Annotated in this window: 24 protein-coding genes; 11 read left to right on the top strand and 13 right to left on the bottom strand. The window is 43.6% G+C overall.

Going from position 1 to position 25,977, the window contains the following annotated elements; translation table 11 throughout:
• Nucleotides 1-80: 80 nt before the first annotated feature.
• Nucleotides 81-263 (top strand): DUF6435 family protein, encoded by a 183-nt coding sequence (locus GVO63_RS17090; protein WP_159581480.1) that lies wholly within the window; start codon nt 81-83, stop codon nt 261-263.
• Between the two features lie 39 nt (nt 264-302).
• Here GVO63_RS17090 and GVO63_RS17085 read toward each other — a convergent pair whose 3' ends face one another.
• Complete coding sequence (locus tag GVO63_RS17085; protein WP_159581508.1) at nt 303-3,389, bottom strand: TonB-dependent receptor; 3,087 nt, start codon at nt 3,387-3,389, stop codon at nt 303-305.
• A gap of 289 nt (nt 3,390-3,678) precedes the next feature.
• On the opposite strand from GVO63_RS17085, the gene GVO63_RS17080 reads away from it, so the two are divergent.
• From GVO63_RS17080 to GVO63_RS17070, 3 genes are all read left to right on the top strand, one after another.
• Complete coding sequence (locus GVO63_RS17080; protein ID WP_159493858.1) at nt 3,679-4,269, top strand: sigma-70 family RNA polymerase sigma factor; 591 nt, start codon at nt 3,679-3,681, stop codon at nt 4,267-4,269.
• Complete coding sequence (locus tag GVO63_RS17075; RefSeq protein WP_159581478.1) at nt 4,262-5,368, top strand: FecR family protein; 1,107 nt, start codon at nt 4,262-4,264, stop codon at nt 5,366-5,368. The genes GVO63_RS17080 and GVO63_RS17075 overlap by 8 nt, the downstream gene beginning before the upstream one ends.
• A gap of 178 nt (nt 5,369-5,546) precedes the next feature.
• Nucleotides 5,547-6,302 carry a hypothetical protein gene (locus GVO63_RS17070; protein WP_159581476.1) on the top strand — a complete coding sequence of 252 codons (756 nt, stop codon included), beginning with the start codon at nt 5,547-5,549 and terminating at the stop codon, nt 6,300-6,302.
• Between the two features lie 26 nt (nt 6,303-6,328).
• Here GVO63_RS17070 and ppiC read toward each other — a convergent pair whose 3' ends face one another.
• Entirely contained in the window at nt 6,329-6,610 is a 282-nt protein-coding gene (ppiC, locus tag GVO63_RS17065) for a peptidylprolyl isomerase PpiC (RefSeq protein WP_012520075.1), read from the bottom strand.
• Nucleotides 6,611-6,796: 186 nt separating this feature from the next.
• Nucleotides 6,797-8,977 (bottom strand): methyl-accepting chemotaxis protein, encoded by a 2,181-nt coding sequence (locus tag GVO63_RS17060; RefSeq protein WP_159581474.1) that lies wholly within the window; start codon nt 8,975-8,977, stop codon nt 6,797-6,799.
• Nucleotides 8,978-9,663: 686 nt separating this feature from the next.
• Here GVO63_RS17060 and GVO63_RS17055 point away from each other — a divergent pair.
• Nucleotides 9,664-10,866, top strand: a complete 1,203-nt coding sequence (locus GVO63_RS17055; protein WP_159581472.1) for a phage integrase SAM-like domain-containing protein — start codon at nt 9,664-9,666, stop codon at nt 10,864-10,866.
• On the opposite strand, the gene GVO63_RS17050 is transcribed toward GVO63_RS17055, so the two are convergent.
• The 10 genes from GVO63_RS17050 to GVO63_RS17005 all read right to left on the bottom strand — a co-directional run bounded on the left by GVO63_RS17050 (nt 10,863) and on the right by GVO63_RS17005 (nt 20,018).
• On the bottom strand, nt 10,863-11,708 hold the full coding sequence (locus GVO63_RS17050; RefSeq protein WP_159581470.1) for a hypothetical protein: 846 nt from the start codon (nt 11,706-11,708) through the stop codon (nt 10,863-10,865). The two genes, GVO63_RS17055 and GVO63_RS17050, sit on opposite strands and share 4 nt — an antisense overlap.
• Nucleotides 11,708-12,307, bottom strand: a complete 600-nt coding sequence (locus GVO63_RS17045) for a hypothetical protein (RefSeq protein ID WP_159581468.1) — start codon at nt 12,305-12,307, stop codon at nt 11,708-11,710. Before GVO63_RS17045 ends, GVO63_RS17050 begins: the two co-directional genes overlap by 1 nt.
• Entirely contained in the window at nt 12,298-13,089 is a 792-nt protein-coding gene (locus GVO63_RS17040) for a TIGR04255 family protein (RefSeq protein WP_159581466.1), read from the bottom strand. The genes GVO63_RS17045 and GVO63_RS17040 overlap by 10 nt, the downstream gene beginning before the upstream one ends.
• A 330-nt stretch (nt 13,090-13,419) precedes the next feature.
• The gene (locus GVO63_RS17035) at nt 13,420-13,590 is read right to left on the bottom strand and encodes a hypothetical protein (RefSeq protein ID WP_159581464.1); all 171 of its coding nucleotides are present in this window, start codon (nt 13,588-13,590) and stop codon (nt 13,420-13,422) included.
• Between the two features lie 70 nt (nt 13,591-13,660).
• On the bottom strand, nt 13,661-14,563 hold the full coding sequence (locus GVO63_RS17030; protein ID WP_159581462.1) for a helix-turn-helix domain-containing protein: 903 nt from the start codon (nt 14,561-14,563) through the stop codon (nt 13,661-13,663).
• 420 nt (nt 14,564-14,983) lie between these two features.
• Nucleotides 14,984-15,544, bottom strand: a complete 561-nt coding sequence (locus GVO63_RS17025) for a recombinase family protein (RefSeq protein WP_159581460.1) — start codon at nt 15,542-15,544, stop codon at nt 14,984-14,986.
• 133 nt (nt 15,545-15,677) lie between these two features.
• Nucleotides 15,678-16,763, bottom strand: a complete 1,086-nt coding sequence (locus GVO63_RS17020; RefSeq protein WP_159581458.1) for a hypothetical protein — start codon at nt 16,761-16,763, stop codon at nt 15,678-15,680.
• Nucleotides 16,764-17,224: 461 nt separating this feature from the next.
• Complete coding sequence (groL, locus tag GVO63_RS17015) at nt 17,225-18,862, bottom strand: chaperonin GroEL (protein ID WP_159491557.1); 1,638 nt, start codon at nt 18,860-18,862, stop codon at nt 17,225-17,227.
• Between the two features lie 40 nt (nt 18,863-18,902).
• The gene (locus tag GVO63_RS17010; RefSeq protein WP_012520088.1) at nt 18,903-19,193 is read right to left on the bottom strand and encodes a co-chaperone GroES; all 291 of its coding nucleotides are present in this window, start codon (nt 19,191-19,193) and stop codon (nt 18,903-18,905) included.
• A gap of 303 nt (nt 19,194-19,496) precedes the next feature.
• Nucleotides 19,497-20,018 (bottom strand): FxsA family protein, encoded by a 522-nt coding sequence (locus GVO63_RS17005; protein WP_159491559.1) that lies wholly within the window; start codon nt 20,016-20,018, stop codon nt 19,497-19,499.
• A 219-nt stretch (nt 20,019-20,237) separates the two neighbouring features.
• On the opposite strand from GVO63_RS17005, the gene cutA reads away from it, so the two are divergent.
• The 6 genes from cutA (at nt 20,238) to accC (ending at nt 25,918) form a co-directional block, all read left to right on the top strand.
• Nucleotides 20,238-20,552 (top strand): divalent-cation tolerance protein CutA, encoded by a 315-nt coding sequence (gene cutA / locus GVO63_RS17000; RefSeq protein ID WP_159491561.1) that lies wholly within the window; start codon nt 20,238-20,240, stop codon nt 20,550-20,552.
• Between the two features lie 79 nt (nt 20,553-20,631).
• Nucleotides 20,632-22,506: a protein-disulfide reductase DsbD gene (locus tag GVO63_RS16995; RefSeq protein WP_236552199.1), complete on the top strand. Its 1,875-nt coding sequence runs from the start codon at nt 20,632-20,634 to the stop codon at nt 22,504-22,506.
• A gap of 115 nt (nt 22,507-22,621) precedes the next feature.
• Nucleotides 22,622-23,395, top strand: coding sequence for a M23 family metallopeptidase (locus tag GVO63_RS16990; protein WP_236552194.1), 774 nt, complete (start codon nt 22,622-22,624; stop codon nt 23,393-23,395).
• A 245-nt stretch (nt 23,396-23,640) separates the two neighbouring features.
• A complete protein-coding gene (gene aroQ, locus GVO63_RS16985; RefSeq protein WP_159491567.1) occupies nt 23,641-24,081 on the top strand; it encodes a type II 3-dehydroquinate dehydratase in 441 nt (146 codons plus the stop codon).
• Nucleotides 24,082-24,095: 14 nt separating this feature from the next.
• A complete protein-coding gene (accB, locus tag GVO63_RS16980) occupies nt 24,096-24,560 on the top strand; it encodes an acetyl-CoA carboxylase biotin carboxyl carrier protein (RefSeq protein ID WP_159491569.1) in 465 nt (154 codons plus the stop codon).
• A gap of 14 nt (nt 24,561-24,574) precedes the next feature.
• Nucleotides 24,575-25,918: an acetyl-CoA carboxylase biotin carboxylase subunit gene (gene accC, locus GVO63_RS16975; protein ID WP_159491571.1), complete on the top strand. Its 1,344-nt coding sequence runs from the start codon at nt 24,575-24,577 to the stop codon at nt 25,916-25,918.
• Nucleotides 25,919-25,977 lie beyond the last annotated feature (59 nt).

Below are 25,977 nucleotides of genomic sequence, written 5' to 3'. Positions count from 1 at the left end.
AAGGTTTATTCACACAAAAAGGTGATCGAAAATTTGGATTCAACCGTTTCCTCGCTACCTCACCATTTTGGATAATCACCATGTTTGGACTATTTAAAAGTAATCCCACGAAAAAACTGCGTAAGCAATATGATGCTTTGCTCGAAAAAGCCATGCATGCCCAGAGAAACGGCGATATTAAAACTTATTCATTGCTAACCGCTCAATCTGAACAGCTATGGAAAGAGATAGAAGCATTGGAACAGAACACGCCGAAGTCGTAGAACACAGCGTGCACTCTAAAACAAACGCTGAAACGGCAATTAATAGGTAATATTAACTCCCAAAGCGTAACGGGCTCCTGCGTCCTGTACAAGCAATAGGTGGTTATCGAATCGCCCGCGCTTGTGCACGGTTTCGTTAGTAATATTTATGCCCTCAAAGAACAGGGAAACTTGGGGGCTAAACTGATATGAAAGGCTCATATCCCACTGCTTATAAGGGCTCACAAAGGTAGGTTCGGTGCTTTGTGTTTGATTGAGTGATTGCAAAAAACCCTCTCGCTGGTTCCAAGCCACTCGCCACTGCAGTGCGTCTCTTTCATAAAAAAGCACCAAATTTTTTGCCCCAGACAACCCCGTAAGTGCAAAGGTTGAGCGAATATTGGCAGTGTCTAATTCAGCGTTACTGTCTACAAAGCTCGCATTGGCCTGAATTCCCCACCCTGACTCGCCAAACAAATGCTGCACTGCTATTTCTACTCCTTCAACCGTTGCAGACTCACCGTTGCTAGGAGATATTACGGAAAACTGCGCTAACGCATCAGCATCGTCAACCGCATTTGGATTTGTGCCAGTACTGGGGTCGGTTACGTTATTAAAGGACTGCGTACTGCTTTCGTTAACAATGAAATTATCTACCGTTTTTCTAAAGTAACCTGCCGATAGATAGCTATTTTCTTGGTAGTAATGCTCAACGGCCAAGTCAAAGTTTTTTGCCTCAAAGGGCAATAGCTGAGCATTGCCAATACGCGCGCGTAAATCGCCACCTTGTCGCGTGGTGGTGTAGGTTACACCCGGTGCCATCTGTTCTAAAGTTGGGCGGGTAATACTATGATTATAAGCGGCTCGAAATACCCAGCTATCTAGCCAACTGGCTTTAAAGCTCACGCTCGGTAAAACATTGGTATAGTCTGACGATTCATCAATGCTTACCGATGCACCAAACTCTTGCCCCAGTTCGGTTTGATCTAAAATGACTAACGCCGATAACTGTTCATCGACACCACTTACTTTTACGTCAGTATACTCAGCGCGTAGCCCGGCATGCACATCGATAAACCAAGGCGCGTAATCTTTTTCAAAAGTGGCTTGAACATACCCTGCGTACACCGTTTCTTTAACCGCGAAAGAGCTCCCTCGTGTTTCAGCAGCTAAGCTGACCTTTCCAACGTTTTCTAAATAATTGAATAACGCATCGCCGTCGTGACGCAACCACTGATGAGGAATGTTTTCATGCCCGCTGATCGACCCAAGAAAATCGTCGCCTGCGTCAAATATGGTTTGGAAGCTATCGGGAATATCCGGTGCGTCGAAATAACCACAAAAAGTGCAGTGTCTTGCGTCTGCTTCATTGTCTCTTCTTTCATTGGCTTTTTCGCGTTGAGTGAGTGCCCCGCCAACGTCAATTTTGCTAAACCAGTTATCGTCGCCAAGCACGCTTACATTGATTTTTGCTTGTCCTATATCGTCGTCAACACTCCATCCTCTGCGCAGCATAACGTGGGAACGGCCGTTAGCTGGGTCTAAGTAATGGGATACCCCCACTGGCTCACCCAAAGCGTTAACTTGACGAGGGTTGGCTTGTTCAAAGCCCGATATAGCCGGCAATATGTTTGACTGAGTGTGGTCGAATGAAGAGCGATTTAAATAGCCGATAAGCGAGAGAGAATTGCCCTCTCCGTTATTGTCATCCACATTAGCCATTGAATAAGACAGATCAGCATCAACAATTACGATATCGCTTGCGATATAGTTTGCTGCAAAACCGAAGCTTTTTAAGGTCGATGAACGGTTAAAAGTGCGCGCGTGAAAGTCGGTGGCATGCCCGCTGTTTTGTGAAAAAGACACCGCTGTACCGTTTTTATCCACCGTAACATCTTCAAGGTTACTTGACGTGAACCAATGCCCCATTGAGGTTGCCGAGGTCTCCACATCGAACGTCGACCCCAAATAGTCGGCAGTAAACTCTAGCTTGTTATTGGGTCGATACTGTAAAACGAGCGCAGACCCCGTACGGGTTCTATCGTCAAAACGCACTCTTTGATCGTAATTTCTAGGAACGTATAGCGTAGGAACGTCATCAGAAAGCTCACTTTCAGGTACGTTAGTATTTACTAACCAGCCATCGATTTGCGCTTCTTCTAACCGCGCTTGGCGCTTGTGCTGAGTAAAAGCGGCTAGAATGCCAAGCGCGTTATTTAAATAGGTGTTGCTGAACATAGCCGACGTTGAAGGCGCGTATTGTTGCGAGTTGGTATCGTACTGCATTTTAACGTTGCCAGCCGCCCGCATTCCCTTGAAGGACAAAGGTTTAGCAGTTTGAACATCAATCGTAGCGCCAATGCCACCTGACTGCATGGTCGCCTGGCTTTGTTTGTGCACGGTTACACTACTGACAATCTCAGAAGCCAGTGTATCAAAGCTGAATTCGCGCCCGAGTTTATCGGTTGCCATGGGCCTGCCGTTTAATAAAACCCGATTAAATTCAGGCCCAAAGCCCCTCACCGTCACAAGTTGCCCTTCTCCTTCTGCGCGGTCGATAGATACACCAGACACTCGCTGCAGCGCTTCTGCGAGGTTTTGGTCGGGGAACTTACCCATATCCACCGACTGGATAGTATCAATGATAACGTTCGCGTTGCGTTTAATCCCCACCGATTGAGCGACGCGCGCTCTCAAGCCTCTTACTTCAATGTATTCGATATCATAGCTACCTTGCTCGTCAGGTACAGTCACCATGCTATCGTCTTGCGCGGTAATGGCGTTAAAAAGGCGGCCAAGTAAGTGACTCTTTTCGTCACTATCGCTAGCAGGCACTATTTTTATTCGGGTGTTATCAACAATATCAGCACTCAGACCTGTTCCAGCTAAAAGCCTTTCTATTGCTTCCTGCGGCGTATAGTTACCACTTACTTCGTTTGCAATGACATGTCTGACTTTATTGAAGGGAAAGACAACCGTCAGCTCGGCCTGATTAGCAAACGCAATGATTGCCTCATCAGCGCTTTGTGCGGGAATAATGAAATTTATCGCTGGAAGCGGCGACTTATTTTGAGTAATTACTTCAGCTTGTTGGTGAGAAAGCACTGATTGAGCAATAGCAGTATGGCTTGCGCCTAACGACACCATACACAGCGCAACCGTTAAAGCTTTAGGCTTAAAAGGCAGCTGGGGTAGTGTGTCGAATGGGTTATTTGCCACAGGCATATTTGATTTACGCTATTGTTATTATGATTTGTGGGGAAGTTTGTGATACCCCGCGTCATTCTGCATTGTGTTGATTGCTGATGTTGTAAACCAGCGACGCATTATATACAACCTATTAACAAATTTATTTTTTTAGCGATAATGATGAAAATACTGGGGGAAAATAATGTGGCTGTCGTCTTAGTAAGTAACAACGAAAAAAAATAAAAATATGCCCATAGAAACAGCCATACATAATGCCTATATGTCGGCGCGCGGCTCGATGGCCAAAATGCTCTCGCGTCTAGTGCCGCCTAAAGAAGTAGATGACATACTGCAGGATACGTATGTGCGCCTGTGTCAGGCGAAAACTACTGAGCATATTAAAGAGCCCAAGTCGTTTTTATTTAGAACCGCAAAAAACTTAGCTTACGACCATTTAAAGCGTGCAGAAACACGCATGGTAGACGACAGCGTTGAAGTTGCGGCAGCGCTGGAAAGCGCAATTAGCGGTGTTGAAGACGAGACATTTCATAACAACGCTACCCAGCAAGAGTTTAAGTTGTTTTGTGACGCAGTGCGCGCCCTTCCCAAACAATGCAGGCGCGCATTTGTGTTAAAGAAAGTGTATGGCTACTCTCTTAAAGAGATTGCCCAAGAATTAGAGATAAGCGAAAAAACCGTGGAAAAGCATATTGCGGAAGGTATAAAAAGATGCACTTTGTTTATGCGACGACAAACGACGTCGCATACACGGTCGAATGTTTATCAAAGTGGTGGGCAACACAGTACGGCGGATGTAAAGAGAGACGCCCATGAATAGCTCGAAAAACGAAACTAAAACCGACAAATCAGACACCCAAAGCAACGTTGTTCAGTTTAACAGCGACGAGCGTGTGCTTGATGTCGCTAGCGAATGGCTTGTGAAGCTAGACGAGGGGCTTGATGACGAAGAAATGAAAGCGCTGAAAAAATGGCTTGCAACGCCATTGCATCGAGACACTTTCCTAGAGATGGTAGCGTTGTGGGACAAGATGTCGGTGCTTAGTGAACTGGCTGATATCGTACCCCATACACCTGAGCCTAACGCCAAACACAAAACAAACAGCACCGTGACTTGGAAGCGCCCTCTGGCCATTGCAGCCTCATTTTTGATGGTGGGTTTTTTAAGCTACCAAGGCATCGATTTATTTTCAGTTTCTAGCCAAAAAATACCGGCTACCCAAGTGGCAAACTATTCATTACAAGCGTCGACCAAAGCGGGCGAGCACAAGAGTATTAGCTTAGAGGACGGCAGTACACTATGGCTAAACACCAACTCTCAAGTGAACATTGCCTTTACTGAGACTTCACGGGTTATTCAGCTTGTCAAAGGTGAGCTTCATATCGAAGTGGCGAAAGACAAATCACGCCCGCTCAATGTACTTGCAGCAGGTAAAGCTATACAGGCGGTTGGTACTGCATTTAATGTGCAATATCATCGTGGTGACCTTGAATTGGTCGTTACCGAAGGCGTTGTAGAAGTCGCCAGCTATACACTTAACAAAGCGAATGGCGAAAGCATTATTGATCCAATTATTAAAGCGCAGGCTCAACCACTGACGTTAGTTCAAGGTGAAAAGTCGCTTCTATCTTTACCTAACAGCACCGTTGAAACCGTATCAGATGAAGATATTGCGAATGACTTGAGCTGGCGGGAAGGCAAGATTGTATTTCGCGGCGAGCCATTAATTGACGTGATTGAAGAGGTCAGCCGATATACGGATAAAACTGTTGTTTTAGGTGATGCTACGCTTGCCAATATGCAAGTGGCGGGGCTATTCAATACCAATGATGTAGACGCGCTTATAGCCGCCCTTGCTGACAATCTACAGATATCTTCAGACTACTCTAGCGACACTATTGTCCTTCGCCCCCGTTAACGGTGGGCTGGAGTCTTCGATTTCTTGTTGGCTTTAGACTGAGCTGTCACCTGAATTCAAAGCGCGTTCTAAAGCTTAACTCGCGCTTTTACCCACTACCCCTTACAATGACGCCGTATACCAGTCCGCATGCATTGGTAGTATAGATAAATGCATCAAACAATAAGGCGTCTTTGATATGCAAAAAGGCAGTGCTGCAACAGCATTTAAACAATTCACGTCTCGGATTATGCTTCTGGCCATCTGCGCAGTGCTTTCTGATACCGTCTTCGCCATTGAAGCCGGTCAATATTACTATTTTATTTCTGACAAATGCGCAGCAAAAGGCCCGCAAACACCCGAAGAAAGAGGCGCCGTCACCCCAGATGTTATGCTATTTGAAGTGGTACCGGCGGGGATCAGTGACTACTACGTAAATATGAATACAAGCGCACTGTTTCACTATGCAGAGGATGGGCAAGAGAACCTTTCTTCATTAGAAGCAGAACAAGCCTATACTGCCGGTAAATCGCCTTCAAAAGACAGCCTTCGAAAAGATGGCAATGCCATTCATCACGATTTTATGCTGCAGCGCGAAGCAATAGATTTAAAGACCTTGATCGGCACGTTAAATGGCTTTTCTCAGCTGCAATCTGACAAAGGCTATTTTTTTAAGAAAATCGTAGGCCTTTCAGACCAAAACGCCAAATTCAAAGCCATTACCCGAGTTCGCCTTAGCGATATGGGATACGACAAACGCATGATGCTAACTAGCTACACCAGCGACTATTTTAGGCTGGATGAACAAGGCAATACTCCTGACACACCGTTTATCACGGTAGATCACGGCGCAGCGCTACGCAGTTCACTTCACGAAACTAACAGCCCCTACGCCGTATTCACAAAGAATTCAGTATGCGGAGAAAAATGGGAGCCGGGCTTGCCTCAGCTGTAGCGACTTCGGCTTTAGTGGCTGCGGTATTAATTGCTACGATAGAGCGTTTTTATAAGGTGATAACCGAAGCGTGTCTTCACTGGCCCATGTACTTTTAGTACGTCTTTCTTGAACACCACGTCGTCAAAGGCTTTTACCATTTGGCCTCGGCGAAATTCACCAAGGTCGCCGCCTCGCTTACCCGATGGACATTTGGAATGACGCTTCGCTAACGTCGCAAAGTCTTTGCCCTTTTTAAGCTGCTCTAAGATAGAAAGTGCTTCTTTCTCTGTTTTCACCAAGATGTGAAGTGCGGATGCCGTTGCCATGAAAAGGACCTAATGTGTATCGTGGTTTATGGAGTTTAAGACTAACTCAATAAGTATACCCTACTAAATCCCTCACACTCTAATAGTGTTAATATATTAAAGGTAGTTAAAAACGTTACCTTGAAAACTTATATACAGCACAAAAAATCTCAGCCGACGTTAAGTCAGCTGAGACCTTCTCCTAGATTAAAACGTTTCCCATTCGCTTGATGCGGGAATACTAGGTTTAAGCGTATGTTTTTTGTCTAACGCATTGAGATGGTTAAGTGACTTTCCATCTGAACCTCCATCGTGGCTGACAGATGATAAAGCAGGTGAATACACTTCTCGGTTTCTTTCAGCAACGCTAAACATCGACACTTTTTGCGATAAATTTCCAGCCTGATGTTGAAGGCTTTCTGCGGCTGCCGCTGCTTCTTCAACCAGCGCTGCATTCTGCTGGGTCATTTCATCCATTTGAACAATGGCTTTACTTACTTCCTCAATGCCAGAAGCTTGTTCTGAACTAGCAGCCGCGATCTCCGTCATGATATCGTTTACCCGTTTAATCGAATCCACAACCTTTTCCATCGTCTCACCAGACTGCCTTACTAGCGTATTTCCACTCTCTATTTTGCTCACTGAATTAGAAATTAGCTCTTTGATTTCTTTTGCTGCTTCGGCAGAACGTTGAGCCAAGCTTCTCACTTCTGATGCAACGACAGCAAAACCTCGGCCCTGCTCGCCAGCTCTTGCAGCCTCGACAGCAGCGTTCAACGCCAGAATATTTGTTTGAAAGGCAATACCGTCAATGACACCGATAATGTCGGATATCTCTTGTGCTGACTCGTTGATGAGTGACATGGTTTCAACGACTTGGCTGATAAGCTCGCCGCCTTGAGTTGCCACGCCGCAGCTTTGCGATGCGAGCGCATTAGCTTGCTCCGCGTTTTCAGCGTTAAGCTTAACCGTACCGGTTAACTCCTCCATACTTGAGGCCGTTTCTTCTAGACTAGAAGCCTGCTGCTCTGTTCTACTTGAAAGGTCTGAATTGCCCGTCGCAATTTCTGATGAAGCGGTATTGATAGTCTCAACGGCAGTATAAATTGCCCCAATTGTGTTAGACATCTGTTCAACAAACTGATTTATTGCATTTCCAAGAACCTCAAACTCACCCTCAAATTTATGTTCTATTTTGCAATCCAAATTACCCTTAACTAATTCACCCATCGTGGCTTTGATATCGTTGATGGCCTGTTTTCTGCCCGTGATATCTACAGCATACTGAACGACCTTAAAAGGCTTTCTAGATAGGTCAAATATGGGGTTGTATGAGGCTTGGATCCATACTTCTTTAGATCCTCGACCCATACGTCTAAATTCGCCGTTGACCAAAATTCCGTCTTGAAGTTGGTCCCACAACTGGCTGTACTCAATACTTCGCTTAAACTCTTCGTCGACAAATAAACTATGATGACGTCCTTTTATTTCTTCCAGGCTGTAGCCCATCATAGAAAGAAAGTTATCGTTGGCATGCAAAACCTTTCCGCCCATATCAAACTCAACGACTGGTTGCGCTTTATTAATCGCATCTATCTGTCCTTCGAAATAGGCGTTTTTCAATTTTACTTCTGTGATATCACTTGCGAATTGCACTATTCTGATTACTTTGCCAGCCTCATTTGTAACAGGGTTAAAAGAGGCTTGGAGCCAAATTTCATCTCCGTTACTGTTCACAACGCAGTATTCGCCTTCTTGCTCATTGCCGTTACGTAAATCTCTCCAGAATTCGGAATATGCTTCAGATTTTTTCTCACTTGCTGTACAAAACGTTTTATAGTGATTTCCGACCAAGTCGGAATGATCGTAGCCCGTTATTTCTTGAAACTTATCGTTAGCATTCTGAATGATACCGTCTACGCTATATTCAACCACCGCTTGTGCCTTGTTAAGTACATTCAACATAGTGGTTTTAATTAATAGTTCGGATTGGTCGACCCACTCAACCATCGTTCCTATATTTTTGTTTGACTGGTCAAACAGTGGCGTAAGGGTAAGCTTGAATATCAAGTCGCCAATGCTGACAGAAGAAACCATGGTTGTTTTAAGTTCAGCCAACACATTGCGCTGATGAGATGGATTCTTATGAAACTGATCTATGTTTTGCCCAACCAAATTATCAGCTGAAAAATTTGGCAAGATTGCTTTGAGTTTCGACTCGTTATCTTTCAATAATTTTTTAACCGCATCATTTACAAAAATAATGTTACGATTAGCATCTGCCATCATGATGCAGCATGTAGTAGCCTTCAGTGCCTGTTTGTTACGCAGGGCTTGCTTTGCATCGGTTGCAGAAGAAAACTCATCTAACCACGTCATTACACCCATTGGTTTTACCTCTAAGTTTAGTCTTTTTATCTTTTCACTAACCAAATCGTAAAACTGACAGAGATGCGCTTTTCAATGAAAGTACTAGTACATTTGGTCACAAGTGTATAAACCTCAAAAAAATGAGGCTTCAGTTTTCTTCCATTGATAATTGAACTGCTTCCTTAAATTAAATTATGTTAATGTAATGCTAAAAAGTATGGTTTTCGTTTATTTTTTATCCATTATACTTTTGGATACATTTATTTAATGACCAAAAATACAACAAAAACGTTTAATTTCATAAGCTTATGAAATGCATAAAAACGTATAACTTTGTTTTAGCATGGAAATAAGTAAGACAAATAAGACAGTAAAGACAGTTAAACCCTTTCTTTTTGATTACTTGTTTTAGTTGCGGGGTCGATTTAATTGTTCCTGGGATGATAGGCACAAAGGAAAGACGATATGCCTATCGTACAACAGCAACTAATCTGCCGATGGTAGGACAATAATGCAGAGGCGCAAAAGATACAAAAAAGGCGCTACTCCAACGAGTAGCGCCTTTCTATTAAGCATTATGCTTGTGGGTGGATTACATCAAAGTCTCCCCAAAACCTACGATTCCCTTAATCCCTGACTACTAGAGGGATGTAAGCCACTTGGCGTTCCACATTCCGGTACACAAACTTACAAAGGGATTAATTATGACTACATTAAATAAACACATTAAAAAGCATCACGACACTTACGTTTATCACCGCAGAGTACCTAAAGCTATTGCTCATCTCCACGTTGGCAAGACACATATCACATTCAGCCTCAATACGAGCTGTATTAAAACAGCCAGATTAAAACGAGACAGATACAACGGACAATTAGCAATTCAAATGCAATCCGCATTGAGTCCAGAAAGGGAAACCTTTAAGAAACACCTACAGGTGGCTGAGGAATACGGTGAAGGAATTAAGGATGTTAATTCTGGTCTCTTTTATGATGACTTCTTCCCTCGTAATCCTATCGCTCGAGCTGCTTATAGACAGGTTGCTTATGGGGAGACGAATCACCCCTATACATATACGATCAAAGAGGCTCTGAGTAGCCTACTTGCCCGTAAGACCTCACTGTCAGACGATACAAAGCAAAAGCTTAATTCGTCCCTCAAAAGGTTTCTCACCTTTATGGGAGTCAATGATATTGGTCTTCAGGACATCGATAAAAAGTCTGTTGTGGCATACGTTGAACACCTTGGCGATGAATATGCTCATGGCACTATTGCTGCTCATCTGTCACGCCTTAAGTCAATCTGGACTCATGCTTTTCAACTGGGTGAAATATCCATTAAGCAAAGTCCATTTGGGGACCATGATTTAAGCCCATATAAAAGTGGATCATCGCAGCGTAAGCAACTGTTCAGCACGGAGCAATTACGTAAGGTTTTATCTGATTGCCCTGATGAAGTGAAACCATTGGTTAAACTTGGTTTGTATACTGGGGCGCGTATCAGCGAGTTATGCAATGCTGACGTTGAGGTGGTAGAAGGGATTAAATGCCTTGTGGTACAAAAAGGTAAAACTGAAAGCGCAGCACGGTACATCCCTTTAGCTGAGCAAGTAGCTGACCTACCGTTACCATTAAAGATTGACCATAAAGCAGCAGGGCGTAGCTTCTCTCGCTTTAAAGTCAGTCAGATTACTGATGACTCTACACGGTCTTTCCATTCACTTCGTAATCACTTCATAACCGCTGGTCAACGTGCAGAGGGACTCAGTGAGTTTGATGTTGCTTACGTTGCGGGTCACAAAACCGGAGCGACAATGAGCTTTGGTCACTATGCCCGCCATGATGTTAAACGATTGAAGCAGACTGTGGATACTATTGCAGCTCAAATTGAGTGGGAATGGCTTTAAAACTTAAGGTCGGGAGGGTAGTTATCACCCTCTCGATATGAGAGTTCATCCAAATATATTCTCGAGAAGTCATCGAACATAGCAATGCTAACTTGGCTTTTCCTTCTAACAGCCGTGGCTGTCACTTTTATTCCAGAGTTTTCAATTAGCTCCTTGTATTTTAACATTGCTTGCTCTGCACTGGTTTCATCAGACTCATCCATCATCAACCCAAGCAGTTGGATTTCGTACTGCTCACCTTCTTGCAATTCTCTATTGGGAAATATTTTCACATAGAAGCCCAAGAAGTCTTTACTGAGCTCTTTTTCTACTTTTCTACGTTTTTTAGGCGGAATTGCAGATAAAGCATCATTGAAATCTGTCGGGAGTGCAGGCTTTGTATAATGAGCTCCCAACCAATCAACAAAGCTACGCTTTTCAAGCTCTGAAAACTTAATGCTTCTCTCAAAATCTATTGAAGTCAGTATCGCCTTTGGAGCGAACACTTTTTCTAGAATATCAATCCTAATGTATTGCTTCGATATGTCTTCAGAATCTTCATCTTCACCCAGAATGGTGTAAAAGGTATCTAATTTTCTGGGGTTTTTGTTATATTCGAATGTAGGGTTTGGTGATTCAATGAGCTCAGCTATACATAGTTGAACAGTCTGAACAACGTCATTTACCAAATTACAAGATTGAGTTGCGACAAGTAGAACAAACTTTCGACTGTCTATCGACTCTAGGTCAACATCTATACATATAGAACTCTGCAGAATTTCTTTTGCATCTGAATGACTAATGATTGCTCCTTGCAACCACCCAGACTCCTCAAGAACCTTACCAAGCCCCTCTTGAAACATTATGCAAACGGATCCTCGAGTGTTTCAGCTGGATATTGCTGAAAGTGTAAACCTGAAGCTCTAAACAATATATCTTCCTTATCCAGCTCTTCCATTGCTAGCATATCTAAAATACTAACATTCTCTTGGTTCCTCTGATGTAGCATCTCAGGATATTTATCGTATCCATTGATTCTCCATGCCTGGGCTATCTCGTTAATATCAACTATTCTTCTCGCTTTTGATTTATTTGGAAAAGCGCCTTCGTTCATCCAATTATGAAGAGTTTTTCTGCTCGAGCGGAGGACCGCAGACAGCTCTTCATTACTTAAAGAAAAAGCTGATTTAATTGACTTCAAACATTTACTTGTATTTGAGTCGTCATCTTTTACCTTAGAGATGATTGGCGAAACATCTGATGCCCCACTTTTTCGAACTATTATGCCGCCGCTAAGATCGCTTTCTTCAAACTCCCAAGCTATATCGGCTCCAGAACTGTATCCGCGATATTTTTCATTACTAGCTAAAGCAATAACTTTAGGCTCAATTACTCCCGCACTAGGGCGCACTTCACCTGCTTCAAGCGCGTAACCAAAAGCTATACAAGTTGCTAACGCCATACATTATCCCTCGCGTACTCAGACGTAAGTTTCCAAAAGGCAGATCTACTTGAGTCATGTAGTCGACCTAGCCTAGATATAATTTCATCTACGTCAAAATCCTGCTGTTCTTCGTTATCCTCCCAAAAATGATCCAGATCTAAAAGCATACGCAAAGATGGGGTCTCATCTCGCTTCAATTCAATGTGATTCTGAGAAGATAAATCATCAAACACAGTAGCGTTCGTCATAGATAAATGGGTCCTGATGACTAAAAAGCCTTCACCTGTTTTTATCAATGAATCAGACTTCCTATGGGCTTTCAAACCTAAATCATCTAATGCCGGATTAAAAAATACGTCGTCACTGCTAAATAATTTTTTTAACTCATTCTCGTTGTCACCGCTAACTCTAATACAATTTGAATAGCGGAGCCCCAAACGCTCGTAAAGCCCTATTTTCATAACTCCAGCGACATCTTCAAGTAGACGAGTGCATCGGTCCTTAAATGAATCAAACTCTCCATATTTTTTAGTTATGAAAATAAGTCTATTTGGGGTTATGTGAAATGCACTGGCTTTATCTTTTGAGGAGAAAATATATTTATCCGTTTTCTCCACCTTCAAGCCATTATTGTCAATTTCAACTAGCTGCTCGGCTTCTTTCTTAAATATTGGATAATCAGCTCTTACTTTATCCTGAATAGAAGCGATATAGTTAGCGAGTGATAGCACGGTAGAAAAACGGACTTCCATTAGCACTGATACTAATGGGCTAGTTTCCAATTTTCTGAAAGTTTGCATATCTCGTCACTCTGAGTTGGTTTATGTATCTATAATGGTAGCTATTCTACAAAATTAAACCAAAAATTACACAAAAAATTACACAACAGAAGACAATGTATAGTTTTAGATGTTCTCCATAACGGCGAATACCTTCTCTTTGCGCAAACTGCACGTAATGATAAACCGCTTTCAATTAACTTACTAATTACTGCTTTCTTAAGCTCTTCTGGACAATGTCTCACTCATACCTAACTTCCGCACCCTGTCTAATACTATGAAAAACAGAGGCAACAACTATCCTGACACAGGGGGATAATCTCGTCTCGAACTCACTCCATGAGTTTTCCGCTACGGTTGCTGATGCAATGCAAGTAATGAAGACTCCTGCTCCTCGTGCGGATTTGTTACACCATCTATTTTGTCCGCCACTTCAACCTCACCGTTTATATGCTTTCTAGCATTTTGAGTCATTTGCGCATTATACGTATTTGACTCAACTTCGACCTCGCTACTACTCAAATGCCCCGTTTCCGCATTATGCGCTTTTGGGGCAGTAACTAAAAAGGCTCCAATTGGAGCCTTAATGACCTCAGAAATCAGTCAAGTAGTTAATCGCTAGGGTTCGCTGCCTTGGTGATAGACCAGATAATAGCTTTGTTAATTCATCATCACTAAGGGATTCCTTTTGAGTCTTGGGCTTACTCTTTTTTCTATCTTCTTTCTCAAACTCAGCCCACGGGTCTTCCGCTACGGTAGCAGTGGTACTATGAGTGAATACTGATGGTTCATCGTCTTTAGCCACTTCCGCATCATGCGCTATTGACTCACCTTTTGGCTCCAAACTGTTTATCTGAGGAACATCCGTCCCATGCGTTTTTTCCTCACGAAGAATATTAGATACGGTTTTCTGATCACACCCGATACGTTGAGCAATTTCACGCTGAGATAGCCCTTCTTCATGGAGGTTAAACATTGTGATGTTACGATGCGCTTCAAGTTCAGAACGGATAACTCTTGTTTCTTTTTCATAGGCACGAGAAGAACATTTCACGGTTTCCATAATGGCTTTCTTATTGAGCTTATAAGGGGTAAGCATGAAGTCAATGCGGTTATATTCTAACAGAGTACGGATAGCATTCTGGATGTCACCCTTCTGACGCTTCAGACCGTGAGTAGCGTTAACACCAGCCGCAGCGATGATAGCTTCAGCCATTGTGTCAAACTCAGAGTAACGAATAGCGACTGCTTCCGTGTTTGCATCAGTCTGGATGTCCTTCTGGTTGTGCAGCCACTCTACAGCCATTAAGCGATGGAAACCGTCAATAGGTACATACTCGTTTGTTTCCTTCACTAAGGCTACCCAAGGCAACTCATGGAAAGAACCTCTATCTGCATAAGCGTGTGCTAGTTCCTCAATATGAGCTTGGTTTTCCATCAGACGTAGTTGAGTTGGAGCTTGAAGGTTGATTTTTGATAGAGCAATAGTGTTCATATTCTTTGTCCTTATATTGTTTTTACTCCATGGTTTTATTGTCTAAGTAAGTCCAAGTGAAATACTTTAGGCTATCAAAATAGCTGTACTCGAAAGGGAATAGGGAGATCATCAGTTTTCAGCCTGTAGCTGTATCACTAAGATATAACCATGGGTAGTATTAATGAGTGGTATTGGTTTTACTGAATCATAAAGGGTCAGACTGGTTCATTAAGTTATATCTTAATGTTCTTCCTCTATGGTTCTAATAGTCAGGGGGAATACATAAAAGTCACTGTGACACATAGATATAAGACCATGTTTAATAATCAATATTGAAATATCACTATTAAATTGTACCTTTTGTTTATCTTAACGTTCTTTCTTTATGTTCTTATTGTCAGGGAGAAAGAATAACCAATTATAAAGGTTGCTTGCGTACTATTTATCGCCCTTTCTGCTGATGTTTAAAATGGTTGCCCGTGAAACACCATACTGTTTACTTAATAAAACCTTACTGACTCCCTGAGACAGCTTGGTGAGTACCTCTTGTTCCTGCTCATTGGTTAACTTGGGTTTACGACCACCATAGTTACCACTAGCAGCCTTACCCTCACTGGTACGGGATATAATGAAATTCCTTTCAAGCTCAGCGAACATACCTAGTAACTGAACCATAGCTTTACTGAGAGGGTCCTTATTGTTGCTAGTATCTATCCCTTGCTCAATCGCAACGAAACCAACTTGTTTATCTGTAAGGGTATCCAGACAGCTGAGTACCTGAGAAAGTGACCTACCTAATCTATCCAGTTTGGTCACTACCACAGTGTCACCACTACGAACATAATCAATGAGGGAAGCTAAAGCTTGCTTATTGGTCTCTTCCTTACCGGAGTGTTTACCTTTGAAGATCTTTTCACAACCGTATTCAGTCAGACGCTCAACCTGTAACGTCAGGTCTTGCTGATTAGTGGAGACCCGAGCGAATCCTATCAGTGCCATAATGTACTCTTAATGAATGTCAAAAACTTAAGAGATATTGACACCTAAGATGTCACATGTCAACAACATACAAATTAACGTTTTTAACAGTGTTAGAAGGAAAGTCTAAGTAGTTGACACTCAGAGGAGAAAGCTAGGTAGTATATTTTTTCAGTAGGGCTTTATGATTCTGAATAAATTGTTCGTTGATTTTGATACCCAGATTGAATCTACTTTTAATGTATTTCCTTTGTTCCGGTTTTAATTTGTCAGATTTGGCTAAGAGGCTAACCAACCAATTCTGCCACTCACAAACATTAATACCGGAAATGAAGAAAAGCTCAGTGTCTTGCTGAATTTCGCTTGGGCTTAGCCGGAATTCTTCCCCACTCGTTTTTTCAATCAGCTGCCCATCTGATTCTAAGAATATATTTCCAACGCCCTCAGAAAAGTTCAAACTATGCCTTCTGACATAATCATTCCCATAATCAACTTTCTCACTTAAAGTCAAACCGCTTTTAAACATAGGTTGATACAGAATAATTCCCCTTTCCCTAATAGCTTTCCTTAATAAGGGAACCATAATACGATTCCTTCCAGCACTAAACCTTGCTTCCACACAATCATCTTCAGCTCTTAAAAACAACTCAGAGGGGTATGGGAAACCTAACCTGCGATGAAAAAGATACATGTACGAAACATTCGTTATGTAATAGTTATTTACGACCAGTACGAATGCTGAAGGAGTTAATGAAAAGGAATACGTGTCGACTCCCACCATGTTTAGCTTACGAGTTTGCGCATCAGTCTTTTCAACGATTAACATTCTATCGTATTGTGCAATACGGCTTTCAATATGAAAGTTTGGCGCGATCAAGTCATAGGTTTTATCTAATTGGATCATACCCAACCAAAGCCCAACTCGGACTTTATCAAGCCAATCTAGAAATAGACTTGCCTGTTCTGTTGTCACTGACTCTTCATTTAGTATCTTTTCGAGAATTCCCTTGGCATCCCTTTCCAGACTCGCATATTTGTTATTACATTTTAAACAGGCAGGGAAAGTGAACTGATCGAAGGAAAAACGCCTTTCTTCGTAACCGCTTTCAGGGTCCTTTTTATATCCCAATAAAGCTTCTCTTTTAGGGTCTCCAGTAAGTTCAATCAGCCATCTTGGAACAACATGCTCCTTTGACTTACCATCAGGCTTTTCACCGCAAAATACACAAACCTTTGGCATTTAAATACTCCCTTACTTATATGCGTTATTAAATTTATCCAATAGGAATCTTTCATACTACCCGAGTTTGATTCCGCTTTTAAGAAAAGGTCGAAGTCAAAAAATGACCAAAAGTAACACACGTTTTTTTCAAAAAGCATGGGACGCCGCAATCGCATATGAAGGGTATTACCTCGCCCCCTCCCCCCTGTACTCATAGGAGATCGTGAGGTCTTCTGTGAGAAGACTTTCAGACACAGTAAGGCACTGGCTTATGTCTACGTTACGTGATCGTAGCGAGCCATACAGAGCTTATTTGATTGAGGTAAAGATAAGGGGTAGCTATTGGAAAGCTGATGGAATATCGTAGAAAAAGATTAAGGGAAAAGTGTGAAACCAACCGTGACACAAAACGTACCACAGTTGGTTTCGATAGGCTTCTAAGTCATTGATTTATAATGACCCTGAAAGCGGGGCGATTCTTACATCATGCCGCCCATTCCGCCCATGCCGCCCATGTCAGGCATTCCTGGTGCGTCGTCTTTAGGTAGCTCAGCTACCATTGCTTCAGTCGTGATCATTAGTGAAGCAATTGAAGATGCGAACTGTAGTGCAGAGCGCGTTACTTTAGTTGGGTCAAGGATACCCATCTCTAGCATGTCGCCGTAAGTGTCGTTACCTGCGTTGTAACCAAAGTTACCTTCGCCGTTTTTCACTGCGTTAACTACTACCGATGCTTCGGCACCTGAGTTGATAGAGATTTGACGTAGAGGCGCTTCCATTGCACGCAGTGCAAGCTTAATACCTACAGTTTGGTCTTCGTTGTCACCAGTTAGGTCAGCAAGTTTAGCTGCTGCACGAACTAGTGCCACACCACCACCAGGTACCACACCTTCTTCAACCGCTGCGCGCGTTGCATGAAGTGCATCTTCTACGCGGTCTTTCTTCTCTTTCATTTCAACTTCAGTTGCTGCACCCACTTTAATGACTGCAACACCGCCTGAAAGTTTAGCTAGACGCTCTTGAAGCTTCTCTTTGTCGTAGTCAGACGTAGACTCTTCGATTTGACCTTTGATTTGAGCACAACGGCCTTCAATCGCTTCTTGGTCGCCGTTACCGTCAACAACAGTGGTGTTGTCTTTGTTGATAACTACGCGCTTAGCAGTACCTAGGTCTTCAAGCTGAACTTTTTCAAGGTCTAGGCCAATCTCTTCAGAGATTACTGTACCACCCGTTAGGATAGCGATGTCTTGAAGCATTGCTTTACGACGGTCACCAAAACCTGGTGCTTTAACCGCTGCAACTTTAACAATACCGCGCATGTTGTTTACTACTAGTGTAGCAAGCGCTTCGCCTTCAACATCTTCAGCGATGATCATTAGCGGCTTACCTGCTTTCGCTACGCCTTCAAGGGTAGGAAGTAGTTCGCGGATGTTAGAGATCTTCTTGTCAACCAATAGGATGAACGGGTTGTCTAGTTCAACAGTACCGTTTTCTTGGTTGTTGATGAAGTATGGAGATAGGTAACCACGGTCGAACTGCATACCTTCAACAACGTCTAGTTCGTTTTGAAGTGCCTGACCTTCTTCAACAGTGATAACACCTTCTTTACCTACTTTTTCCATTGCTTGTGCAATGATATCGCCCACTTCTGAGTCAGAGTTTGCAGAAATAGTACCTACTTGAGCGATAGACTTGCTGTCTGCACAGTCAGTAGAAAGGGCTTTAAGCTCTTCAACTGCTGCAATAACTGCTTTGTCGATACCGCGCTTAAGGTCCATTGGGTTCATGCCCGCTGCAACGCTCTTAAGACCTTCAGTAACGATTGCTTGCGCAAGTACAGTAGCAGTGGTTGTACCGTCACCGGCTTCGTCGTTTGCTTTAGACGCAACTTCTTTAACCATCTGTGCGCCCATGTTCTCAAACTTGTCTTCAAGTTCGATTTCCTTCGCTACAGATACACCATCTTTAGTAATAGTTGGAGCGCCGAATGACTTATCTAGAACAACGTTACGTCCTTTTGGACCAAGTGTTACTTTAACTGCGTTGGCTAGTATGTTTACGCCTTTTAGCATTTTACTGCGAGCGTCATCACCAAAACGTACTTCTTTAGCTGCCATGATTCAATTCCTCTAAAATTCGTTTTAACGTTAGTTGTAATTACTCAACAATCGCTAGAATGTCGCTTTCGCTTAGGATAAGTACTTCTTCACCATCCAGCTTTTCTGTTTTAACGCCGTAACCGTCGTTGAAAATAACGGTGTCGCCAACTTTAACGTCTAGCGCTTTTACTTCACCGTTCTCAAGGATGCGACCGTTACCTACTGCGATCACTTCACCGCGTGTAGATTTTTCTGCTGCAGAACCAGTCAGAACGATACCGCCTGCAGATTTGCTTTCTTGCTCTGCGCGCTTAAGGATTACGCGGTCGTGTAAAGGACGAATTGCCATTTTCAAGTCTCCTGAAAATTCCACTATTCAAAGTAATATTGATACCAACACCCAGACAATCTGAATGTTGTGTGCTTGGGTTGCTCATTACTGAGCAGTTAAAATCGTTTCTGCACGGATAGATGGGGTAGTACCCAGATAACTTCAAGGGTTTTTAAATAAAAAAATGTAAAAAAATTGGTTTTTTCGCTAAATATTTATTTTTTCAAAAAATTTAACGTGGCATGTAGTCATGGGAATGCCATCTATGACGATAAATGGCATAAGGTTGGGGTAAAAAAGTAGATAAATGGGAAAGAACGTCTATTTTAAGCGTTTATCAGGGTCATTCTTGGTGTAATCGGTATACTCACCCTCAATAATATCGTCACCGCTTTGGCTTGACTCGGGTCTGTCGCTAAATGGGCTCTGTCCAAAGGGAGATTGGCCTTGCCCGAAACCTGCACCAGGCCCCATTCCTGGAGTGACAACCCGCATTTTCATATGCTTGCCAACCTGTGCAGCAAAGAAATGACGTGAACCAGGCATAGCTAACAAGAAGCCGAAAATATCCGTAATAAAGCCCGGCGTGACCAGTAAAATACCGGCTACCACCAGCATCAAACCTTCAACTAACTCTTTTCCCGGCACCTCATTTCGCTGCATCTTTTCTTGTGCAGTCTGCAAGGTACTCACACCCTCGCGTTTAACAAAGTACGCACCAATAAATGCTGATAAAATCACCAAGCCTACGGTATTCCAACCGCCGATCACGCTTCCCACATTAATCAGCAGCGCAATCTCTAAAATAGGTAATAGGGCAAACAGTAAAAATAAAACCCGCAAAACTTTTCCTCTTTTATGTATTCATAACCCGTTATAGTGACTTTGTACGTAATAACAAGAAAAGGTGCCCATCATTTCGTTTAAATAGACACGTAAAGCGACCGATAACGACCGTGATATACTTTGTTTGTGAAAGAATGGTGATTCTTTTTAGGTCTATTTAGGGCGTGTTGATCTTTGCTGTACGAATAAAAAAAGCATAAATAGGTAACGTTAGCCATGACAATAAAGCTTGTATTGTGTACCACGCCGGATGAGAAGACGGCACAATTGATTGCCAGCGCGCTAGTTGAGGAAAAACTCGCCGCCTGCGTAAATATCATAAAAGGGATTGAGTCGGTCTATAAGTGGCAAGGAAAAATAGAAATCGACATGGAATGTCAGCTTGTCATCAAGACCAACACGCAAAATGTACTTCAAGCATTTGATAGAGTAAGCGAGCTTCATCCGTATGATGTACCTGAATGGCTAGAGCTTAACGCCGAGGCAAGTAGCGCTTATGGCCAATGGTTACAAACTACGTTGCAGAATTAGTTTGCAGAGCTAGCTAAACAAAAATAATCAAAACGATAATATAGATAAAATGAACCGTAACTTTATGACTATGTTTTTCATGTCGGCCCCCCTCCCGACTGCTTCAATTATTCATCGCTTCACTGCATACGTCACTTCAGTGCTTTGTTTAATGTCGCTGTTAGGCGCCGCTGCGTTTGCTCAGGTGCCAGATGCCTTTAATGACCCATTTGTCGATGAGCCCCAGTTTTTAGATGTAGAGCAAGCTTTTTCGTTCGACTTTGACCAGAGAGACGACGCCTTAACCCTTACCTTTGATATTGCTGACGGTTATTACTTGTACTTGAAGCAGTTTAAATTTGTGGCTAAAAACGCCGAAATTGGCGAACCCGCTTTCCCAAGCGGCGTGATGATTGAGGATGAATTTTTCGGTGAGTCTGAGGTTTTTTATGACGAGCTATCCATTACTCTACCCATTACAGCTGCCAGTCGTGATGGTGTGGTTAAAGTTCGCTATCAGGGCTGTGCGGATGCTGGGCTCTGCTATCCCCCCACTATAAAAGTCGTGTATTTAAACGAGGTAGGAAGCAGTTCCGCTACAAACGCGGGTACGACGACACGTTCGGATAACACGTTAACCTCGTCGTCGCAAAGCGAGCAATTTAACTTGGCGCAAAAGCTTATCGATAAAGATAACCTGCCCCTTACCCTTGCTCTCTTTTTTGCGTTGGGCATCGGCTTAGCGTTTACTCCATGCGTGTTCCCTATGTATCCCATCGTGTCCGGTATTGTTATTGGTCAAGGCAAGCCCAAAACCGTTTCACATGCTTTCTGGCTAACATTTGTGTATGTGCAAGGCATGGCCATTACCTACTCACTGCTTGGTCTAGTCGTAGCAGTGGCAGGCGCACAGTTTCAGGCAGCACTTCAACACCCCTTGGTACTCGGCGTTTTCATCGTATTGTTTGTGGCCCTCGCCATCGCGTTGTTCGGTGGTTTTGAAATTCAGCTTCCAGCGAAATATCAAGAAAAGCTTACTCATATGAGTAACAACCAGACGCCTGGCAGCTTTGCGGGCGTGTTCATAATGGGCGTATTGTCAGGGCTTATTGCCTCTCCTTGCACCACCGCACCGCTAACCGGTATTTTGTTATTTATCGCCCAGACTGGCGATATGACACTCGGCTTCATCTCGCTTTATTTACTGAGTATTGGTATGGGTGTGCCGCTTATTCTCTTTGGCGTGACGGGCGGTAAGCTATTGCCAAAGGCGGGTAATTGGATGAATGTGGTTAAAGTGACATTCGGCTTTATGATGCTGGCTGTGGCGATTGTCTTTATAGAACGTTTATACTCAAGTCCGTACACAGCGTTTTTATGGGCATTACTCGGCTTTGGTTTGTTTGGCTACTACTGGGCAATTAATCGCGCCTCGCCCAATTCAATGATGAAGCTGGTTCGTGCCGTGATAGTTGCTGTAGGGATCATGGGTAGTGCAGGTCTGACTTATCAAGCTGGCATTAACACCGGACTTTGGGGTGAGCATACAAAACGGGAGCATGCGGGTCATCCTGACTTTATAATTGCAAAAGATTTGGCAGACTTACGCAATAAAATTGCCGCTGCTAACGCCAATGGTAAAACCGTAATGGTTGATCTGTACGCAGACTGGTGTGTGGCCTGCAAGGAATTCGAGCAATACACCTTCCCAGACGCAAACGTCGTCAAAGCGCTTAGCAATACAGTGTGGATGCAAATGGATCTTACCGACAACACTCCAGAGCGTCAGGACGTTTTTGATACATTCAACGTGCTGGGACTTCCCACAATTTTGTTCTTTGATAGAGATGGCAATGAAATAGCGAAAGCCCGTGTAACTGGTTTTATGAAAGCGGATGCCTTTGCCGACCATGCTAATGAATGGCTTAATACACCACCGGCTAACAGTATCCGTGAGGCTGGGCGTTCTGACTAGGTCATCAACGAACGGGACTTGGAGTGCGGCCTTTAACGCTAATGCTAAAGGCTGCTTCAAGATAGTGTTGCAATGTGTATTTGTTTTTAGTTTTTGTTGTCTACTTTTAGCACCTTTGCCTGTTTTGGCAAAAGACATTGGTTGTTTTGATAACAGGCGATTTTGCTTTGAGCTGAGCCCTTCAACTTCCTCGCTTTACTTAGTATCAGTTCAACGAAAGGTTTCGTTACCTGTAGTGCTTACATTGTATTCGGACAAACTGTTTCAGTTGCACTCTGATACAAGTGAACTTACTCCCCAATTTCACGCTAATGCTTTTTTAAACACGGACGAATCTGTTCCTTTAGGTGTGACAGAAGATCCAAATGCGTTTTGGGCATCGATGCGAGTTAAGTGGACGGTGGGCCGTCTTGATGCCAATCATGACAGCGACTACCCCTATTTTTCGCCCTTACAGCCTGCGGATAGCTATCATATTGTTCAAGGGTTCAACGGCGAATTCAGCCATTCAGGGCCGTCGCGATATGCATTAGATTTCGCCGCGCCGATTGGAACGCCTGTTCTTGCCGCTAGAGAAGGGATAGTCATAGACATGAAAGAGGATGGAACGAAAGGCGGGCCCACGCCAGACTTTGCTCAATACGCAAATTATGTCGCCATTCTTCACACTGACGGTACCACCGGTGAGTATTATCACCTTAAACATGAAGGCGTGGCAGTAACACTGGGGCAAACAGTGCAGCGGGGCCAACTTATCGGTTATACCGGCAACACTGGCTTTTCTTCTTTACCCCATTTGCACTTCGGCATCTATGTGGCGAAATACCATGGTAAATACGTAAGCGTGCCTTTTTCCTTCGCCGACACCTCTATTAATCCCCCGCATTAAGATCACGTACTCATACCTCTCAATAGCGCTGCAAGCAGGGGATAACACTAAAAAACACACACAAACTTTGCGCCGAAAACACCTGATTAGACCAGTATTTTGCTGCGAAAACTTTATCTATCACTATAATCATCAGTTAACACAGTAAACGAGAAAATTAATTGGCGTTTTTTCGTGCAACTATCACAAAAATTTGTTGAAATGGCGAAATGAGTGATTTTTTCCCGAAGATAGCAGCAAACTAGATGAACATTTTGTTATTGAATGGCCCTAATCTAAATATGTTAGGCCAAAGAGAGCCCGACAAGTACGGCACGCAAACGTTGCAAGACATCGTGGATGACTTGCACGCGCAGGCTGCCTCGAGCAACGTGACCTTGATGCACTTTCAGTCTAACGCTGAATATGAGCTGATCGACCGCGTGCACCAAGCCATGGGCTCTGTTGATGTCATTATTATTAATCCTGCTGCTTTTACGCACACCAGTGTCGCACTTCGCGACGCGCTGTTGAGCGTCAATATACCGTTTATTGAAGTGCATTTGTCGAACGTTCATGCCCGTGAGCCGTTTCGTCATCATTCCTATTTTTCTGATGTTGCATCTGGCGTCATTGTTGGCCTTGGTGCCATGGGCTATTCGCTCGCGCTGACTGCAGCAATCAATTTACCGAAATCGTTAAAATAACGCAGAGACAGAACATGGATATTAGAAAGATTAAAAAACTCATCGAACTCGTGGAAGAATCTGGCATTGCCGAGCTAGAGATCACTGAAGGCGAAGAGTCTGTTCGCATCCACCGTGGTCCAACTGGCATTCAAGCGCCAATGAACTACAGCTTTGCTGCGCCGGCTGCACCGCAAATGGCACCAGCGCCAGCTGCGGCAGCAACAACCGCATCAGAAGCACCAGCAGAACCTGCTCAACCAGAAGGACACGTTGTTAAGTCTCCTATGGTAGGTACTTTCTACCGTGCATCGTCTCCAACTGCGAAGGCGTTTGCTGAAGTAGGTCAGCAAGTAAAAGTAGGCGACACGCTTTGCATCGTAGAAGCGATGAAAATGATGAACCAAATCGAAGCAGATAAAGCCGGCGTGGTTAAGGCAATCTTGGTTGAAAACCAAGATCCTGTCGAATTTGACCAGCCAATGTTCATCATTGAATAAGCGAGTGCTTAACTATGCTAGATAAAGTACTTATTGCTAACCGTGGTGAGATTGCCCTACGCATTTTGAGAGCCTGTAAAGAATTAGGCATCAAAACCGTAGCTGTGCACTCTACCGCGGACAAAAATTTAAAGCACGTGTTGCTGGCTGACGAATCAATTTGTATTGGTAAAGCATCGGCAACCGAGAGCTACCTTAACATTCCCCGCATTATTGCGGCGGCCGAGGTCACCAACTCTATTGCCATTCACCCAGGCTATGGCTTTCTTGCTGAAAACGCTGACTTTGCTGAAGCCGTAGAAAAGAGTGGCTTTATTTTCATTGGACCTAAAGCTGAAACTATCAACCTCATGGGTGACAAGGTTTCTGCAATTAATGCCATGAAGAAAGCCGGCGTACCTTGCGTTCCGGGCTCTGATGGTCCTTTAACCGATGATGTTGAACGCAACAAAGCTATTGCTAAACGTATTGGGTACCCAATCATTGTTAAAGCTGCGGGCGGCGGCGGTGGTCGTGGTATGCGCGTAGTTCGCAGTGAAGCAGAACTCATCAAAGCTATCGAAACAACGCAGGCAGAAGCGGGTGCAGCTTTTGGTAACTCGACGGTTTACATGGAGAAATTCCTAGAAAACCCACGTCACGTTGAAATTCAAGTGTTAGCGGATGGTCAAGGTAACGCTATTCACTTAGGCGAGCGTGACTGTTCAATGCAGCGTCGTCACCAGAAAGTCGTTGAGGAAGCACCTGCTCCAGGTATTTCAGAGCAAATGCGCACCAAAATTGGCGATCGCTGCCGAAGAGCCTGTGTCGAAATTGGCTATCGCGGCGCAGGTACGTTCGAGTTCCTTTACGAAAACGGTGAGTTCTATTTCATCGAAATGAACACTCGGATTCAGGTAGAACACCCCGTATCTGAAATGATAACCGGCGTTGATCTTATTAAAGAGCAACTTCGCATTGCAGCAGGTCAGCCTTTATCGATTGATCAGTCGCAAATTCAAATACGTGGCCACGCGATTGAATGCCGTATTAATGCTGAAGATCCGAAGACCTTCATTCCAAGCCCAGGCCCTATCACCATGTTCCATGCGCCGGGCGGTTTGGGAATTCGTTGGGAGTCGCATATTTACGCAGGCTACCATGTGCCACCTTACTATGACTCTATGATTGGAAAGCTTATCACTTATGGTGAAAGCCGTGACGAGGCCATTGCTCGTATGCGTCATGCACTCGAAGAGATTGTGGTTGAGGGCATTAAAACAAACATCCCGCTTCAACGCGCCATTATGGCCGATGAAAACTTCTTTGCAGGTGGTACTAATATTCACTACCTTGAAAAGAAGCTAGGCTTAGCCTAATCCCCCCTTTGGGCTACATGTCGTTTTTGTGTAGCCCAATTTTACGCTTTCCGTCTTCT

Source organism: Alteromonas sp. KUL106 (assembly GCF_009811415.1).
Classification (GTDB): Bacteria; Pseudomonadota; Gammaproteobacteria; order Enterobacterales; family Alteromonadaceae; genus Alteromonas.
Note: the sequence above shows the minus strand (reverse complement) of the source record. Positions and strands in the feature narration are given on the sequence as shown.